General features: G+C 53.4%; 16 protein-coding genes. 12 read left to right on the top strand and 4 right to left on the bottom strand.

Translation table 11 applies throughout. The features are described from left to right. The first annotated feature begins 142 nt into the window (after positions 1 to 142). The 5 genes from KI379_RS08225 to KI379_RS08245 all read left to right on the top strand — a co-directional run bounded on the left by KI379_RS08225 (position 143) and on the right by KI379_RS08245 (position 4731). Entirely contained in the window at positions 143 to 532 is a 390-nt protein-coding gene (locus KI379_RS08225; protein ID WP_076167846.1) for a DoxX family protein, read from the top strand. Between the two features lie 144 nt (positions 533 to 676). Further along, positions 677 to 1459 (top strand): pirin family protein, encoded by a 783-nt coding sequence (locus tag KI379_RS08230; protein WP_373309539.1) that lies wholly within the window; start codon positions 677 to 679, stop codon positions 1457 to 1459. 166 nt (positions 1460 to 1625) lie between these two features. Continuing rightward, a complete protein-coding gene (locus tag KI379_RS08235; protein ID WP_212983261.1) occupies positions 1626 to 2789 on the top strand; it encodes an acyltransferase in 1164 nt (387 codons plus the stop codon). A gap of 547 nt (positions 2790 to 3336) precedes the next feature. Beyond that, on the top strand, positions 3337 to 3699 hold the full coding sequence (locus tag KI379_RS08240; protein ID WP_076169519.1) for a helix-turn-helix transcriptional regulator: 363 nt from the start codon (positions 3337 to 3339) through the stop codon (positions 3697 to 3699). Positions 3700 to 3726: 27 nt separating this feature from the next. Continuing rightward, complete coding sequence (locus KI379_RS08245; protein ID WP_076167842.1) at positions 3727 to 4731, top strand: Gfo/Idh/MocA family protein; 1005 nt, start codon at positions 3727 to 3729, stop codon at positions 4729 to 4731. 107 nt (positions 4732 to 4838) lie between these two features. On the opposite strand, the gene KI379_RS08250 is transcribed toward KI379_RS08245, so the two are convergent. Both KI379_RS08250 and KI379_RS08255 read right to left on the bottom strand, forming a co-directional pair. Next, positions 4839 to 5408, bottom strand: coding sequence for a TraR/DksA C4-type zinc finger protein (locus KI379_RS08250; RefSeq protein ID WP_212983262.1), 570 nt, complete (start codon positions 5406 to 5408; stop codon positions 4839 to 4841). 105 nt (positions 5409 to 5513) lie between these two features. After that, positions 5514 to 6482 carry a cation diffusion facilitator family transporter gene (locus tag KI379_RS08255; RefSeq protein WP_212983263.1) on the bottom strand — a complete coding sequence of 323 codons (969 nt, stop codon included), beginning with the start codon at positions 6480 to 6482 and terminating at the stop codon, positions 5514 to 5516. 271 nt (positions 6483 to 6753) lie between these two features. Between KI379_RS08255 and KI379_RS08260 the strand changes: the two genes are divergently transcribed. From KI379_RS08260 to KI379_RS08295, 7 genes are all read left to right on the top strand, one after another. Beyond that, positions 6754 to 7131 carry a DivIVA domain-containing protein gene (locus tag KI379_RS08260; RefSeq protein WP_076167836.1) on the top strand — a complete coding sequence of 126 codons (378 nt, stop codon included), beginning with the start codon at positions 6754 to 6756 and terminating at the stop codon, positions 7129 to 7131. 191 nt (positions 7132 to 7322) lie between these two features. Beyond that, a complete protein-coding gene (locus tag KI379_RS08265; RefSeq protein WP_212983264.1) occupies positions 7323 to 7883 on the top strand; it encodes an AAA family ATPase in 561 nt (186 codons plus the stop codon). Between the two features lie 195 nt (positions 7884 to 8078). Continuing rightward, a complete protein-coding gene (locus tag KI379_RS08270) occupies positions 8079 to 8480 on the top strand; it encodes an RDD family protein (RefSeq protein WP_212983265.1) in 402 nt (133 codons plus the stop codon). 275 nt (positions 8481 to 8755) lie between these two features. After that, positions 8756 to 11935 (top strand): bifunctional cytochrome P450/NADPH--P450 reductase, encoded by a 3180-nt coding sequence (locus KI379_RS08275; RefSeq protein ID WP_212983266.1) that lies wholly within the window; start codon positions 8756 to 8758, stop codon positions 11933 to 11935. A gap of 111 nt (positions 11936 to 12046) precedes the next feature. Beyond that, the gene (locus tag KI379_RS34285) at positions 12047 to 12865 is read left to right on the top strand and encodes a GNAT family N-acetyltransferase (RefSeq protein WP_306433649.1); all 819 of its coding nucleotides are present in this window, start codon (positions 12047 to 12049) and stop codon (positions 12863 to 12865) included. Between the two features lie 57 nt (positions 12866 to 12922). Then, a complete protein-coding gene (locus tag KI379_RS08290) occupies positions 12923 to 13393 on the top strand; it encodes a GNAT family N-acetyltransferase (RefSeq protein ID WP_373309541.1) in 471 nt (156 codons plus the stop codon). A 33-nt stretch (positions 13394 to 13426) separates the two neighbouring features. Then, complete coding sequence (locus KI379_RS08295) at positions 13427 to 14200, top strand: class I SAM-dependent methyltransferase (protein ID WP_212983267.1); 774 nt, start codon at positions 13427 to 13429, stop codon at positions 14198 to 14200. Positions 14201 to 14216: 16 nt separating this feature from the next. On the opposite strand, the gene KI379_RS08300 is transcribed toward KI379_RS08295, so the two are convergent. Both KI379_RS08300 and KI379_RS08305 read right to left on the bottom strand, forming a co-directional pair. Then, a complete protein-coding gene (locus tag KI379_RS08300; RefSeq protein WP_212983268.1) occupies positions 14217 to 15302 on the bottom strand; it encodes a GerAB/ArcD/ProY family transporter in 1086 nt (361 codons plus the stop codon). Between the two features lie 44 nt (positions 15303 to 15346). Continuing rightward, complete coding sequence (locus KI379_RS08305) at positions 15347 to 16483, bottom strand: Ger(x)C family spore germination protein (RefSeq protein ID WP_212983269.1); 1137 nt, start codon at positions 16481 to 16483, stop codon at positions 15347 to 15349. Positions 16484 to 16491: the final 8 nt, after the last annotated feature.

Below are 16491 nucleotides of genomic sequence, written 5' to 3' on the forward strand. Positions count from 1 at the left end.
GGTTATGCCGATATTAGCGGGATGAATGAAGGAAGTTTGTTAGAAGATACAGCGGAGGGTTGTTTGGAAAGGACGATGCTTTTTTTTAAACTATTATCTCAATATTAAGAAAATTAAATTTAAAAAATGGAGGCTGTTAAAAATGGTTGCATGGGGATTGTTGATTATTCGTTTGGTGATTGGACTTACGTTTGCCGGGCATGGCGCGCAGAAGCTGTTCGGCTGGTTTGGCGGAGGCGGCTTAAAAGGGACAGCCGGGTGGCTCGCATCGATGAACTTGAAGCCGGCTTTCTTACTGGCGCTGATTACGGGAATCTTTGAATTTGCAGGTGGATTGCTGTTTGCTGCGGGGATCTGGACTCCGCTCGCGGCGATCATGATTGCTGTAACGATGATCGGCGCCATCGTCACCGTCCATGGCAAAAACGGATTTTGGGCGACCTCGAACGGATTTGAGTATAATCTGATCCTGATCGCCGCGGTCGTCGGCGTGGCATTGACCGGTCCGGGTGCATACAGCCTGTTCCAGTAAGGACAGCTATCGTAAAATATATAAGTGTGGTGGTCGGGTGTGTACTCCATTGAATTGGATGTTTCGTTAGTAACGGATATGCAAGTCAATCATTTAGATGAATCGTGATGGATGTAAATTTAACACAAGGTAGGAAAGGATGGGATGAGCATGCATGTACGGCGCTATTTGCCCTCGATGCAGGGACGCGGAGCATTTGACGGAGGAAAGATCACAGAGCAGAAGCCGATCGGTTTCTCTGGGGAGGGATCGGTCATAAACCGGATCGGCCCGCTGTTTTATTGGGCATGGGCCCACACTCCGGAGGAAGGACATATTCCTCTTCATCCCCATTTTGGATTTGAAATTATGACGTACGTCATCCAAGGGAAGGCTGAACACGGGGATTCCCTCGGTACCCGCAGCACGGTTGGTTCCGGCGGAGCCCAGCTCATCCGGGCGGGGTCCGGAGTTAGCCATGAAGAGCGTCTGATCGGTCCGGATATGGAGAGCTTTCAAATTTGGTTTGAGCCGGATCTGAAAGTATCGAACAAGCGGGAACCGTCTTACGAGCAATGGGAGCACGAACAGTTTCCGGTAACGGAAACCGCCGGCGGCACCGTGAAGCAGATCGTAGGGGGAGACGCTCCGCTTAAGCTCAGCGTGGATGCCGGAATGTGGGACGTTCAGCTGGAAGCCGGCGGCACCTACAGCCAGCTCCTTCATAAGGGGCGTGCGCTGGCTGCGCTCGCGCTTCGGGGCGGCGGCCGCTGGAGCGGTGAGCTTCCGGGCGTACATGACGAAACGTTTGATCCGCGCGACTTTATGCTGCTGAGCACAGATCATGACGAAGAAATCACGGTTCAGGCCCTGGAAGGCCGGCTTCGGATGCTGCTGATTGAAGTTCCGGAACGCGTGGATTACGCGCTGCTTCCTAAACGCTATTAACGATGCGGCCTCGGTACGTATTATCAGCCAGGCTGTAAGTTCCAAAGAACGCTTTGCCAATTCTTTCTGGCAGGCGTTCTTTTTTTCGTTTAGGATGGAAAAGGGTAAAGTAAAGAAAATGAGCTGTGGTCAGGAAAGTGATCTTTTTAAGCACCAGGAGGAAAGTATGTCAAAGAAAGCGAGAATACAGGAAATAGAACTGCTGCGGGGGCTGGCCTTCTTGGCTGTGGCCATGCAGCATGCGATCGCCCACTACTCTATCGTCGGCGGGGTGGCCATGGAGGACGGGGTTATCATGACGCTGCTGCTGATGGCGGCTAAGTTTGCGGTGCCCGTTTTCATTTTCATCACCGGGATGGTGCTGTTCTACAATTATGACGGACCGCTGCGGTACGGCGTTTTTATCCGAAAAAGGTTCAGCGATGTACTCGTTCCCTACATCCTGTGGTCGGCTGTTTATTTTGGCATCAGTCAGCAGTGGAACTTCGGGTCTCCCGAACAATGGGGTAAATGGGCAATGATGCTGTTCACCGGTAAGAATAGTTATCATTTATGGTACGTGGTCATGATCATGCAGTTTTATTTGCTGTTCCCTGTCTTTCGGATGCTGATCCGCCGGATCATGCAGGCTGCTCCGCATCGATTGTGGACGGCCCTGCTGGTGCTCAGCGGTTTGGCTTATCTGGTGCTGCTGTACTTCCGGCCGGATATCAGCGCTCTGCTGACAAAAGCGGATATTCCGTTTCTGACGCCGTTTTTTACGGCCTACGCCGATCGTAACTTCGTCTACTTCATGTTTTATTTTATTCTTGGGGCGGCAGCGGGGATGTACCCCGAACGGTGGAGATGGGCGGTAGAGAAAGGCGGAGTTATTTATACGGCTGTCTTTTGGATCTTGTTCGGATATTTTACGTATAAGCTGGTGGCCAGCTTCCAAACGGCGGACGGGCTGAACATCAATTTTAATGCGGTTTCGCTGCTGCGTCCGTTGATTGCGGTGTTTCTGGTAAGCTCGGTTTTCGTCATTTACAGATACGCGCTCCAATGGACTCGTCAGGCAGGTCCGCGGGCGCAGCGGGCGATGTCCCTACTCGGTAAATATTCGTACGGCACTTATCTGGCTCATGCCCTCATGCTGCGCTATACGTATTCCTTTGATGCCTGGTGGTTTGCGGGATGGAACGTGGCAGTTCGGATGCTGATGTCTTTCATCATTTGCGTGCTGCTGTCTTATCTCCTCATCGTAGTCTTATCTTACCTGCCATTCGGCAAGTGGACGGCTGGGGTCTCTTCCTTGAGAAAAAAAACAAGCCCGCCAAAAGCAGCCTGATTCCAGTAAGCAGATCCAGCGATCCACCAACGCGAGTGGACAAACATCCCAACAGCCCGGCATCGCCAACGATAAATCGCACCTTGCGACCCAATCGCTTAAACACCTTGTATCATTAAAAAAGCTGAATTCTCAAAAAGCCTTGAGTTCTGCCCCGGCGGATCCAAGGCTTACTTATTTGCCAACCTCATAATTACATAATTTCAACATATGAAAAATTCACAATAGAATAAGCCCAACGCGCACTGAATCTTGCACCTTTGGAGCCATTCTGCCATGCCCAGCGTACTTAACTCATTCAAGTCCAAGTAAAAAGGAAGGCACCAAACCGACTTAGACCGTTCCAGACCGATCTACTTTGATCCAAAACGGACCCGGAAAACGGTTCAATCCCGTTCCACGGTATTCTCAGTAAGCCCGTTGTATTTAATTTGCCGCAGATTCTCCCAAAGTGAAACCTTCATGCTATGCGATTTGGAAAATAGTCGTTTATAATGGAGGTAAATTGGTTAATGAAGGAAATAGGGAAGAAAGCGAGGAAGCTGGCATGGCCTTTATGATTGCCCAGCGGGCATTTATTAAAGCTTACCTGATTACGATGGTGGAGCAGCACCGCGGATATGGTTATCAGATGCTGGAGGAGCTGAGACAGGAGTTTAAGAGCTACGGCTATTCTCCCCCGCAGAGCGAAATTTACCGTGCCCTGCATGAACTGGTGCAGGAGGGCATTTTCTACCGGACCAAGCAGCTGAAGGGCAGCGATCCGCGGGTGGATTTTCAGGAAATTGTATTGTACCACTTTACAGACGATGGAGCCGAGAAGGCCAAGCTGTATAAAAAACAGGTCAAAACCGATCTGGACCGCTGTCTTGGCATTCTGCACAAGGCGGTTAACGACAATTACCAATAAGACCCGGAAGGGAAGGAGGCGTAGGGGATGCAGGAAAAGCTGCGTTTTGGGGTTTTAAGCACGGCCAGTATCGCGAGAAGCGCTTTTATTCCCGGCGTCCAGAACGCCAGACGCGCCGAGATTGCGGCGGTGGCCAGCCGGGATTACGCCAAAGCCAAAGATACGGCGGAACAGTTTAATATACCGAAGGCGTATGGAACCTATGAAGAACTGCTGAAGGATCCCGATATTGATGCGGTTTATATTCCACTTCCCAACCATTTGCATAAAGAGTGGACGATCAAGGCGGCAAAAGCCGGCAAGCACGTGCTGTGCGAGAAGCCGTCTGCACTCAGCCCCGAAGAAGCTTCCGAAATGGTCGAAGCGTGCAGGGAAGCGGGGGTGATTTTCTCTGAAGCGTTTATGTACCGGTATCATCCGAAGCATCGCAGGGTCCGGGAAATCATCGAGGAAGGAGAAATCGGCCAGATCCGGGCCATTCACGGGTGCTTCACGTACAACCACATCGAAAATAAGGAGAACGTGCGGTACAAAAAAACGATGGGCGGCGGGGCCATCTATGATGTTGGCGGCTACCCGATTTCGGCGGCTCGCATGATCCTTGGCGAGGAGCCGCTGGCCGTGTCGGTCCAGGCGCTGTTTTCGGCGGAACACGATCATGTGGACGTCATGGCAACCGGTCTGGTGGAGTTCCCGAACGACGTCGGGCTGACCTTTGACTGCGGCATGTGGGCCGCGCCCCGGTGCACGCTGGAGATCGTCGGGTCGCAAGGACGGATTGAGCTGCCGGTTGCATTTGGCTGGGAGCAGAGCGAGGAGCCGGCCCAGATTATCGTCCATGTTGGGGATCAGCGGCGGGAGGAACGCTTCGGTGTGCTGAGCCATTTCATGCTGGAGGCCGACGCCTTTGCCGCAGCGGTATTGGACGGAACGCCGCTCCCTTATCCTCCGGAAGATGCGGTACGGAACATGAAGGTTGTAGAAGCGTGCCTGAAGTCGGCCGAGACGAAACAGAAGGTTTTCCTGCAGTAAGCGTTCATCTGCAAGCATTTCGGTAGGCGAGACACAAGACACAGGACAATAAAAGCCCCGGGTTCTCTGGTGGAGATCCCCGGGGCTTCGGTTCGTGTGTACCGGCTTTACATGCCTTCATCATAATCGGTGACGTCACGCTTGGCTGCCATGGCCGGCGTGTTAGACGTGCCGTACTCTTCGACGGACTCCCATGCGTCCGCATCATCAAAACGGCCGTCATAGCGCTGCCGGTTCTCGCCTGCGCCGGATGGCGGCGGAGTGATCACCTCTTCCTCGACCGGCCGGTCGCTGCTGACGTCCCGATTCGGTGTATGCTCCACGCAATAAGCGGTGTACGGGATCGCCTGCAGACGCTCGAACGGAATGTCCCGGCCGCATTCGACGCATTGGCCATACTCCCCGCGGTCCAAGCGCCCAAGAGCGCTGTCGACCTGTTCCAGTTCATCCTGCAGCGTGTCGTTGACGGCCAGGTCCCGGCCGCGTTCGAACACCTCCGTGCCCACATCGGCGGGGTGATTATCGTAAGAGGACAGCTCGCCTGTGGAATCGGCGAGCGAGTCGCCCAGCAGGGCATTGTCCTCACCATTCGCGTGAAAGTGGTGTCTCAGCTCCTTTTTGCGTTCCAGCAGTGCTGATTTGAGCTCCTGCTGCTGATCATGGGTTAAATGACTCATGGATAAGACTCCCTTCTGACAGTAGAATAAGGTATCTGTACTCTTTCCTTACCCTAAAGGCGCGGGGAGCAATCATGCCGTGTCCGTCCGCTCCAGCTTAACAGTCTAGACGGTATCCGTTCCGTCCAGAGCGCAGGGCAGATCACCGATCTCGAGCTGTAAGGTGGTATGGCCGATACCGAATTGCTCGCGCAGCTCGGCGGCTGCCTGCTGCAGAAATTCATCGCCGTTGCAGGGCTCCGTCACCACGAGATGCGCCGTGAGCGCCGTTTCCGTGGTGCTCATGCCCCAAATGTGCAGATCATGCATGCTTTTGACCCAGGGCAGGGAAGTCAAGTAATTTCGGATGGCCGCAATGTCTGTGCCCGGAGGCACGCTGTCGAGAGCCATATTAAGCGAATCCTTCAGCAGCCCCCAGGTGCTGATGCCGATAACAAGCACAATCAGCAGACTGACGACCGGGTCGACCCACAGCCAGCCCGTTGCGGAAATGACGATCCCTGCGATGACTACGCCGAGCGATACACCGGCGTCCGCAGCCATATGCAGGAACGCCCCCCGGACGTTCAGATCGCCCCGGCGTCCGGAAACGAACAGCAGCGCCGTCAACGCGTTGATGAGGATGCCGACAGCCGCCACCCAGATGACGTCCACGCCGTCGACCGGCTGCGGGTGGATAAGGCGGCTGATCGCGCCCCAAGCGATGAGCGCGATCGCCGCGAGCAGGAACAGGGCATTGAAGAGGGCGGCGAGGATGGAGGAACGGCGGTAACCGTACGTGCGCAGCTCCGTCGCTTTCTTTCGGACGAGGAGGCTGGCGACCCAGGCCAGCACGAGAGCGAGGACGTCGCTTAAATTGTGTCCGGCATCGGCTACGAGCGAAAGGGAATGGCTGATCAGGCCGTAAGCTGCCTCCAAAATGACGAAGGCCGTGTTGAGCACGATACCGATCAGAAAGGCACGTTTATAATCTGCCGGTCCGTGCGCATGCGAATGCGAGTGTGAGTGTGAGTGTGAGTGTGAATGTTCGTGAGTGGTTGAGTGGGAATGATGGTGATGATGACCGTGTGCCATAAGCGGCTCCTCCTTTTGAATACAAAGCGAAATTGCATCCATGGTTTTAATTAATATTAACATATGAGCATCTATTCATATAATAACATATTTCACGCTTGTGTCAATTTGTGCCATCCTTTAGGATGGCCATTTTTCTTTGGAACATTCTCCAAAAAAGCGGGGAACGGTTTTCATCCCAGGCAAGGATGTGATATAAAAAATATAGGGTGTGGGAGTAATACAGGACATCCTCCCTTTGCGGGGCTAGAGATTTGGAGGTATTCGTCAAATGGATGAACATATGCAGCGCCGATTGGATAAACAGAAGAAGCTGTTCAAGCAGCTGGGCATTCATCTGGATGCACTTTCCATCCATGAAAAGGTGTTCAGCAACAAGCTTCGGGGTTACGATCCGGAAGAGGTGGATGCCTACCTGGATGAAGTCATAAGCGATTACGAGCGGTTTTATGCGATCATTTCCGATCTGATGGATAAATGGCAGGAGCAGCAAATCACGCTGCGCGACTTGAAGGCAGGCTCACGGCCGGAACCGGACCGTTTTGCCATCGATCCGAAGGTGATAGAGGATATCGTATTGAAAATGGAGTACAACCTTAGACAGCTCAAAAGCAAGATCAGGCCGGATCCTGACTTTTTCGTCGATTAATCCATTACATACAGACATACTGCGAGAGCCCTTCCGAATATCATGGACAGAAATCATGATTCGGAGGGCTTTTTATGTTTGCGCTCAAAACGGGAAGTGTATTTTTTGCATCTATGCTCCGATAGTCAAGGAAAATGAGCCGTCCCTGTTGAATTCATCCAACCACGCGAAATGTAAAGGAGAGGGACCGTATGAAATTCATCCTTATTTTTGGCCCGCAGGCCGTAGGCAAAATGACCGTAGGACAGGAACTCGAAAAAATAACGAAGCTGAAGCTTTTTCATAACCATATGACGATTGAGCTGGTTTCGCCGTTTTTCAGCTACGGTTCGGAAGCCGGGAAACGGCTGGTTGGACTGTTCCGGAGGGAGATCTTTGAAGAGGTTGCCAAGAGCGACCTTGCCGGCCTTATTTTCACGTTTGTATGGGCGCTGGACATGAAGGCGGATTGGGATTATGTGGAGGAGGTCTGCGGGATATTCGAATCCAGGGGCGCGGAAGTGTATTTCGTTGAGCTGGAGGCTGATCTAGACGAGCGGCTCTCCCGCAATCTTAGCCCAAACCGGCTGCAGCATAAGCCAACGAAACGGAACACGGAGTGGTCCGAAAATGAGCTGAAGACATCGATGGAAAAATACCGGCTAAATTCATATGATGGCGAGATCAAGCGGGAGAACTATTTGAGAATCAACAATACGGATTTGAGCGCAGAAGAAGTGGCGCGCCAGATTAAGCATGAATTCGGGTTATAGTGTTTCACTACGGCTGCAAGCTGCCGCAATCCAGTAACTTTTTCTTCTCCGTGACGTTCTTTAAATATAAGCAGCATATTGCTGGAAGGGCGCATGGAAGAAACAATGGTCATGCCGTCGCATAAGTAAAGAATGTACCGCCAAAGCGCCGAAGTACTATGAATAAAACTTGGGGTACGAGAAGGAGGAGGCGGAATGAATCGGAATGCGGGTTTTTGGATCAGGCTTGGGGCATCGCTGGTGGATGGGCTGCTCGTTGGCTTGCCGATCATGATTGTGGTGTGGATGATTACGGGAAAATGGGGAAACGAGGATTGGATTTCCGATACGATCAGCGGTTTGTATTCACTGCTCGTGCCTGTATTCTGGAACGGTTATACGGTGGGCAAAAGGATATGCAATATCCGGATCCGCAAGGTGAGCGATCACCAGCCCCCCGGAATCGGGACCATGCTGCTGCGGAACGTCGTCGCCGGCCTCGTGTATGGTCTAAGCTTAGGCATCTGCGCGATCGTCAGTGCTTTTATGGTGGGGCTGCGTGAAGATAAACGGTCGATTCATGACTTTATTGCCGGGACGGAAGTCGTATATGACTGAACGATGTCCTGGCTGAAAAGTAACAGGAAGCACGCCGCCTTGCCGGTGAATTCCGGACCTCTGGCTGATGTGCGGGACAATCATATCATGATAGGGTAAAAGGTAGGATAGGACAGCGTTGTCAGGCGTAAGCAGCCAGCAGCCGTCAAATCCTCCTTTTTTCTTATAAAATGACCGAATTACTATTTTGGTCAGTTGGTATTTTTCAGAGCGGTTACCGGTCCGCCGATAGGGCTGGATTAAAGAGAAAAACAAGGATGATGGAGGGAATAACCATGACGCGAACCATTCAGGTGCCTCAACCTAAAACCTACGGACCTTTAGGCAATCTGCCTTTGCTGGATTCCGCCGCACCGGTGCAATCGTTGGTGAAGGTCGCCGCGGAGCTCGGGCCGATCTTTCAGTTCCAATATCCCGGGGGTCGCAGGGAGCTGTACGTGTCCGGCCATGAATATGTGAAGGACGCCTGCGACGAAAAGCGTTTTGACAAAAGGATCTGGGCTCCGCTGCAGAACGTGCGCGCATTTGCCGGTGACGGCCTCTTTACGAGCGCAACCCAGGAACCCAATTGGAAAAAAGCCCATAACATTCTGCTGTCCAGCTTCAGCCAGCGGGCCATGCAGGGTTATCATACGAAAATGCTGGATATCGCCATGCAGTTGATTCAAAAATGGGGAAGGCTGAACCCGGACGAGACGGTGGACGTTCCTGCCGATATGACCCGGCTGACGCTCGACACGATCGGGCTGTGCGGGTTTAGTTACCGTTTTAACAGCTTTTACCGTGAAAACAATCACCCTTTTATCGATGCGATGGTACGTGCGCTAGACGAAGGGATGAACCAGCTTCACCGGCTGGGCATCCAGGATATGTTTATGATCCGGAAGAAGCGGCAGTTTCAAGAAGATATTCAGACGATGTTTTCACTCGTCGATGAACTGATCCGGGAGCGTAAGGCGCATGGCGGGGATGAGGATGACCTGCTTGCACATATGCTGGACGGTGTTGATGCAAATACGGGGGAGCGGCTGGATCATGAAAATATCCGCTATCAGATGATCACGTTCTTGATCGCGGGGCATGAAACGACCAGCGGTTTGCTCTCCTTTGCGATCTATTTTTTGATGAAAAACCCCGATAAGCTGCGCAAGGCTGTGGAAGAAGTGGACCGGGTTTTGAAAGATCCCGTACCGACGTATCAACAGGTAAGGGATCTGAAATATGTCCGGATGGTTCTTAGCGAGTCCCTGCGGTTATGGCCGACTGCACCGGCTTTCTCGCTGTACGCTAAAGAAGACACGATGATTGGGGGAACCTATCCGATCCAGCAGGGGAACAGCGTGACGGTGCTCATTCCGGGACTTCACCGGGACGTGCGCGTCTGGGGCGATGACGTGGAGGTATTCAAACCCGAGCGGTTCGAGGATCCTAGCAAGGTTCCGCATGATGCGTATAAGCCGTTCGGCAACGGCCAGCGGGCGTGCATCGGCCAGCAGTTCGCCCTGCAGGAAGCCACGCTGGTGCTGGGGTTGGTGCTGAAGTATTTTGACCTGGCGGACGCCGGCCACTACGAACTCAAGGTTAAAGAGACGCTTACGCTAAAACCGGATGGATTCCGGATCCGTGTCCGCAGCCGCAAAGGCGCATTGATTCCAGTGGGTTACGGGAGCGCCGAGACCGTGGAAGCCGCTGTCAGCGAATCCACCAAGCCGGCATCCCTGGCTGCAAATGAACATCATACGCCGCTGCTTGTCCTGTACGGCTCTAATCTGGGCACCGCGGAAGGCATCGCCAGGGAGGTGGCTGACCGCGCGAGGTACCAGGGATTCGACAGCCAGGTCGGTCCCCTGGACGACTATGCCGGCGCGCTTCCGAAGGAGGGGGCGGTAATTATCGTAACGGCGTCTTATAACGGCCAGCCCCCTTCCAACGCCAAGTCGTTTATGGAATGGCTGGAAACCGCCGATCCTTCCGCCATCCGGGACGTCCGCTACGCCGTATTTGGCTGCGGGGATCACAATTGGGCCAGCACGTACCAGCGGATCCCGCGCCTGATTGATGAGCAGCTGGCCGCCAAAGGGGGAAAGCGGCTCCTTCCGCGCGGGGAGAGTGATGCCAGCGGCGATTTTGAACGGGAAGTGGACGACTGGACGGAGCGCTTATGGCCGGATTTGATGCCAGCGCTGGGACTCCCGGTCTCGGACGTCCGCGACACTAAGCGGAGCACGCTGTCGCTGCGCTTTGTCCAGGGGGTGGCTGCCGTGCCGCTTGCGGAGACCTACCATGCCGTATCTGGGCGGATCGTGCGCAGCTGCAATCTTCAGCAAGCAGACAGCGGAAGGGTCACGCAGCACATTGAAATTGCGCTGCCGGAGGGTACGGCTTATCGCGAAGGGGATCATCTGGGCGTGCTCCCGGTCAATCCTGAGCCATTGGTGCGGCGGGTGCTCCGCCGATTCCAGCTGGACGGCTCGGCGCACCTGATTCTGACGGCAGACGGAAAACACAGCGCTCACCTGAAGACAGGAGTGCCGATCCGGCTGGACGAACTGCTGGCACGCAGCGTCGAGCTGCAGGAGCCGGCCACCCGTGCCCAAATTCGGGAGCTGGCATCGTACACGGTATGTCCGCCGCATGCTAAGGAACTGGAGGCCATGCTTGAGGAAGGCGCGTTCCAAACCAACATTCGGGTGAAGCGGGTTACGATGCTTGACCTGCTTGAGCAGTATGAAGCCTGCGAGCTGCCGTTTGCGCGTTTTCTGGAGCTGCTGCCGGCGCTTAAGCCGAGATATTACTCCATCTCCAGCTCGCCCAAAGTCAGCCTAGGCACTGCCAGCATTACAGTCGGTGTCGTTCGGGGTGAGGCATGGAGCGGTAAGGGAGAGTACCGAGGTATCGCCTCCAACTACCTGGCAGAACAGGATCCTGGGGCCGAAGTGCTGATGTTCGTCCGATCTCCTGAATCCGGCTTTGTGCTGCCGGAGGATCCCGCCACACCGATGATCATGGTAGGGCCGGGCACAGGCGTGGCTCCATTCAGAGGCTTTATCCAGGCGAGACGGGCCCTGCAAACGGAAGGAAAGGTACTGGGCGAAGCTCATCTGTACTTTGGCTGCAGACATCCGGAGCATGATTACTTATACCGTGAGGAGTTTGAGCAGGCGGAAAAGGACGGCGTGGTGACGCTTCATACGGCTTTCTCCAGAGTGGAGGGCACGGATAAATGCTATGTCCAGCATCTGATGAAGCAGGACGGCGAGCTGCTGCTGAAGCTGCTCGAGGCCGGGGCTAAGCTGTACATTTGCGGCGACGGCTCCCGGATGGCACCCCAAGTAGAAGAGACGCTGATGGGCTCCTATCGGGACAAACACGGAGCGAGCCCTGAAGAAGCAGCCGGGTGGCTTGCCGGGCTCGAATCGGCAGGAAACTATGTGAAGGACGTATGGGCAGGTTGAACTCCCGGCGGTCGGATTTCGGGGCAAGCTTCATTTTACTGATTGCTTCCTTACCATGGGCAAATATATGATGGAAGCGAGGAACAGGACACTCAGGAAGGAGCAAACCAGGTGAATTATGAAATCAGAACCGCGAGCACGGATGAAATAGAGCTCGTTCACCAGACGATGATGCTGGCTTTTGATGAATATCGGGGCCGGCTCCATCCGCCCTCAGGCGCTCTGTCGGAAAATACCGAAACGATCCTGAGCAAAATCAGCGAACATGGGGGCGGAGCCCTCCTGGTTTGGTCCGGTAACAAGGCTGTAGGATCGGCGCAGTATTTCTTCCGTGAATCCTTTTTGTACGTCGGGAGGATATCCGTCATTCCTGAAGCCCGCGGCCGGGGATTGGGCAAGGCCATCATGAAGCATTTCGAGAAACTCGCTGCTCAGCTTCGTTATTCCGAGATTCGGCTGGGAGTCAGGTTGTCGCTTCCAGAAAACCTCCGGTTCTACCGGAAGCTGGGCTATGAAATCGCTGAGGAGCATGAATATCCTGAACGAACGGATGGCTGGTATATCATGAGCAAACAAATGCGGAGTCAACACGGTATGATCAGCAAAGACAACGCGGAGCATTATGTATGGGGGAACGATTGTGACGGATGGCGGCTGGTTGATGAAGAGACGGTAAGCATCATTCACGAGAGGATGCCGCCGGGGACAAGTGAGCAAAGGCATTATCACGCCAGAGCGGGGCAGTTTTTCTTCGTGTTGTTTGGCACACTCGATATTGAAGTCGAAGGTTCGGTGCATACGTTATCTGCCCATCAGGGAATGAGGATACAGCCGGGAGCGGTGCACCAGGTCATGAACCGGTCTGCGGAGCCGGTCGAATTTATGGTCTACTCCCAGCCTAATTCGCGGGGGGACCGGACGCTTGCTTAAGATTACGAATGGAATGGCCATACCACGTACAAGTAATACACGATGAGGAGGAAGCAGATGATGTTCCAAAGAAGCATTACGATCCGGGAGGCGGGACTCGAGGATCTGCACGAGCTTGCCGCCATTTTTGACTTATACCGGATATTTTATGGTCAGGAGACGGACGTTGAAGGGGCGGCCGCCTTCTTGTTCGAACGAATAGAACACCGGGAATCGGTCATCCTGATCGCCGAGGACGTGAAGCAGGGCCGGATCGCTGGGTTTACCCAGCTGTATCCGGTGTTTTCCTCCATCTCTATGAAACGGTCCTATATTTTGAACGATTTGTACATACGGGAGCAATACCGCAAGCAGGGAATCGCCCGTCTGCTGCTTGAAGCGGCCAAGCGGTACGCCAAGCTGGCCAGGGCGAAGGGGCTGTCCTTGTCCACGGCGGTAACAAATGTACGTGCCCAGCAGCTCTACGAACAAAGCGGATACGTTCGGGACGAACAGTTTATCCATTATGATTTAACAACGCTGGATTAGGATGAATCACGGGACAATAAGGAGGGATCATGAATGGGGCCGTCTACGCAGCATTTCTATGACGGTATGTCTGAATCATACCATTTGATTTACGAAGATTGGAAACATACGGTGTCCAGTCAGGGACAATTTTGGGACCGGTGGATCCGCTCCCGGTTGAATCGTCCAGGAAGCAGCAAGATTCGGCTGCTGGACGCCTCATGCGGCATCGGAACCCAAAGCTTAGGGTTAGCACGGCACGGATTCGATGTGACGGCAACCGACCTTAGTCCGGACTCCGTGGCGCGAGCGAAAAGGGAAGCGGAGACTATGGGAGTGTCGATCCAATTCGGAACAGCGGACTTCAGGACGCTCGATCAGGATGTCGCCGGTACCTTTGACGTCGTCTTCTCCGCCGACAATGCGGTGCCGCATTTGCTTACGGACGAAGACCTGCTGAACGCCTGCCGGCAATTTTACAATAAATGCGTGCCAGGCGGCATGGTCATTATTACGATCCGCGACTATGACAGCCTGATCCGCGAGCGGCCCCGTGCGACCCAGCCCAGAATTTTGGATCAAGGCAAGAGAATCGTGTTCCAGGTGTGGGATTGGTCGAAAGACGGATCGACATATACGACCCGGCAGTTTATACTGCAGGATCAATTAGAGTCTTGGAAGACGGAGAGCTATGCAGCCGTGTACCGGGCAGTTCAGCGAAGCGAGCTGAACAGCTTTTTGCAGCAGGCTGGATTCCAGCGTGTGGAGTGGGTCATGCCCGAGGAGTCCGGGTTTTACCAGCCGATCGTGACGGCAGCCAAGTCCTAGATGGAGCGAGCAGATTTCATTGTTTCGCGATTTTACGCTTCATGACTGTTATCATCCACAGAAAGAGCGGAATGGCGATCGCGCAGACCGGAATGATTATCCGCTCCCACAGCTTCTGAATCATGATAATGGTCTCTTCATTCGGAATCAGCAGCGCGATGATGAAGATGGCTGGTGCACAAAACCATATGAGTTTTTTCCAATTTTTCACTTGAAGCCACTGGGCCATCTCATAGCTCGTGATAAACAAGTAAAGGGAGATCTTGGCGAAGACGCCAAAAATCCAAATGAAAATCACGAGCACATCGACATTTTGAATAAAGTTCAGGATGTTGATGCTGCGTACCAGCATAAAGTAAGAGAACCTCAGCTCCATTCCAACGTAGGGGCCGAACACGAGCAGCACCATCACCGTGGCCAACGTGACCATGATGGCGGTGAACGCGATGCTCGACAGTGCTTTGATGATTATTTTTTTGTTGCTGGATATAAACGCGAGAAGGACCAGCAGCATAAACGATTCCCCCAAAAAAGAAGCGGGCGACAGCGATGCTTTGAACACCTCTTGCCAGCTTGTATCGCCGGCGACCGGCAGAATATGAAGAAGCTTCGTGTTCGTGATGTTCAGCAAAAAGGTGAGTACCAGCGCAATGAACGTCACGGGTCCGGCCAGTTCGCAAAACCGGCCGATGCCGGTAATCCCGCTGATGCCGGTCAGATAAACGGCCAAAGCCATAATCATGACCATGAGAATCCAGATGGGAGTCCGGTCCAGAATCGTCAGATGGATAAAATCCGTGAAGGATCGGAGCACATCCCCGGATAACAGGAGCCAAGCCACGAAATAGGGAAGGATCACGATTCTTCCGATCCAGCCGCCAAGCAGCTTACGGCTGAACTGCGTTAAGGTTTCTCCGGGATGGAGCAGGCTGACATGCATGACCAGATACGTGGTGGCAAGCCCGATCGCTCCCGCAATAATCATGGACATCCACGCGTCCTGCTTGGCTGTTTCGATAGCAGGCGACACTCTCAGCCAGACGGCCATGACGACTTCCACTGTGCTTAAGGTCCAAAAAATTTGCGATCCGGTCAGCTTCATCGCTTCTCCCCCTTTCCGATGTGATTCCCCTGATTATTGATGATCTACAGCGAAGAATTGGTTTGCCCCGGATCCCTGTACCGGAGATGAACCGATACAGTGATCGGCAGTTCGGGGAACGTTTCGTGCCAATGAGGCTTGAGGGTTTTCCATACCTCTGGATGCTGCCTGTGCACTTGTTCCCCGATTCCAAATATATCGATCTTATATTGGTGCTGCGCTTTATCCACCAGTTTGCGAACCTTCTCCTCCGCTTCCTGGCTCAGCCTGGTCTGAATTGTTTTGAAATCATCGTCCTTGGAAGGATCGAGTGGCGAATTGTTTTCAACTATGCTGCCGGTGCCGTGCAGCGATATGTAAATCTGCGGCTTGTTTTTAACCATTTTTATGTGTGTGCGGTGCTTTAGGGATTGAACTGCTAAGCTGATCGTCTTGTTCTCCTTTCCGATGAGAGTGGTGAACGTGAGGTTTTTTTGCTTACCCATCATCCAGTTATCGTACATCGACTCCTCCGGATCGAGGAAACCGACGAGCTTCAGACCATGATCTTTATTCAGGATGGCCGAACCAGTGTATACGTAACCTCTGGCAGGATCCGCTGTGATGGCAGGCACAATCGGCTGGGTTCCTTCGCTGTAGGCATCGCATAATAACATCCGGAAGTAGTAGGGCTTCATGCCAAGGGCATTTTGCTGACTGCCCAGTGTCGTACTGATGAATGGATCAAATGTAGGCTCGGCTTTGATCACTTCCTTCGCGGTTCCATCTTTAACAACGAGTACGACGGAACGGATTTCCGATTTTGGGTTGCGGACGACCATGTCGAGATACTTATCCACCCCCTCTTCGGCCATATGCTGACCGATCAGGATTGTTTGACGGTGAGCATAAAACAAGGAGCGCGACAGCTCAGCCTGCATATGCTGCCCGGCATCCATAAAATCCTTTCCCTTCGCACTCACGACCGTAAATGTGTTTTTCTTACCCGCACCCGTCACCTGGCTGCTGCCCAAACCCGCGGGTACGGCGATTTCGGAACTGATCTCCAACTCCTTGTCCTCAGTCATGTCCATTCCGACGCCGATAATAAAAGCACGTTGATTGGGCTCTTTCAGGTTCCAGCAGCCGGTCAACGAAGCTGACAGAAACAGTAAGCAGAAAAAAAGCAAATTTTTTTTCATTGTACCTT

Source organism: Paenibacillus cineris (genome assembly GCF_018333335.1).
Lineage (GTDB): Bacteria > Bacillota > Bacilli > Paenibacillales > Paenibacillaceae > Paenibacillus_AQ > Paenibacillus_AQ favisporus.

What these genes read in the sequence shown, in the direction of transcription:
- KI379_RS08225 (WP_076167846.1), top strand. Translation starts at nt 143, where the DNA reads ATGGTTGCATGGGGATTGTTGATTATTCGTTTGGTGATTGGACTTACG.
- KI379_RS08230 (WP_373309539.1), top strand. Translation starts at nt 677, where the DNA reads ATGAGCATGCATGTACGGCGCTATTTGCCCTCGATGCAGGGACGCGGA.
- KI379_RS08235 (WP_212983261.1), top strand. Translation starts at nt 1,626, where the DNA reads ATGTCAAAGAAAGCGAGAATACAGGAAATAGAACTGCTGCGGGGGCTG.
- KI379_RS08240 (WP_076169519.1), top strand. Translation starts at nt 3,337, where the DNA reads ATGGCCTTTATGATTGCCCAGCGGGCATTTATTAAAGCTTACCTGATT.
- KI379_RS08245 (WP_076167842.1), top strand. Translation starts at nt 3,727, where the DNA reads ATGCAGGAAAAGCTGCGTTTTGGGGTTTTAAGCACGGCCAGTATCGCG.
- KI379_RS08250 (WP_212983262.1), bottom strand. Translation starts at nt 5,408, where the DNA reads ATGAGTCATTTAACCCATGATCAGCAGCAGGAGCTCAAATCAGCACTG.
- KI379_RS08255 (WP_212983263.1), bottom strand. Translation starts at nt 6,482, where the DNA reads ATGGCACACGGTCATCATCACCATCATTCCCACTCAACCACTCACGAA.
- KI379_RS08260 (WP_076167836.1), top strand. Translation starts at nt 6,754, where the DNA reads ATGGATGAACATATGCAGCGCCGATTGGATAAACAGAAGAAGCTGTTC.
- KI379_RS08265 (WP_212983264.1), top strand. Translation starts at nt 7,323, where the DNA reads ATGAAATTCATCCTTATTTTTGGCCCGCAGGCCGTAGGCAAAATGACC.
- KI379_RS08270 (WP_212983265.1), top strand. Translation starts at nt 8,079, where the DNA reads ATGAATCGGAATGCGGGTTTTTGGATCAGGCTTGGGGCATCGCTGGTG.
- KI379_RS08275 (WP_212983266.1), top strand. Translation starts at nt 8,756, where the DNA reads ATGACGCGAACCATTCAGGTGCCTCAACCTAAAACCTACGGACCTTTA.
- KI379_RS08290 (WP_373309541.1), top strand. Translation starts at nt 12,923, where the DNA reads ATGATGTTCCAAAGAAGCATTACGATCCGGGAGGCGGGACTCGAGGAT.
- KI379_RS08295 (WP_212983267.1), top strand. Translation starts at nt 13,427, where the DNA reads ATGGGGCCGTCTACGCAGCATTTCTATGACGGTATGTCTGAATCATAC.
- KI379_RS08300 (WP_212983268.1), bottom strand. Translation starts at nt 15,302, where the DNA reads ATGAAGCTGACCGGATCGCAAATTTTTTGGACCTTAAGCACAGTGGAA.
- KI379_RS08305 (WP_212983269.1), bottom strand. Translation starts at nt 16,483, where the DNA reads ATGAAAAAAAATTTGCTTTTTTTCTGCTTACTGTTTCTGTCAGCTTCG.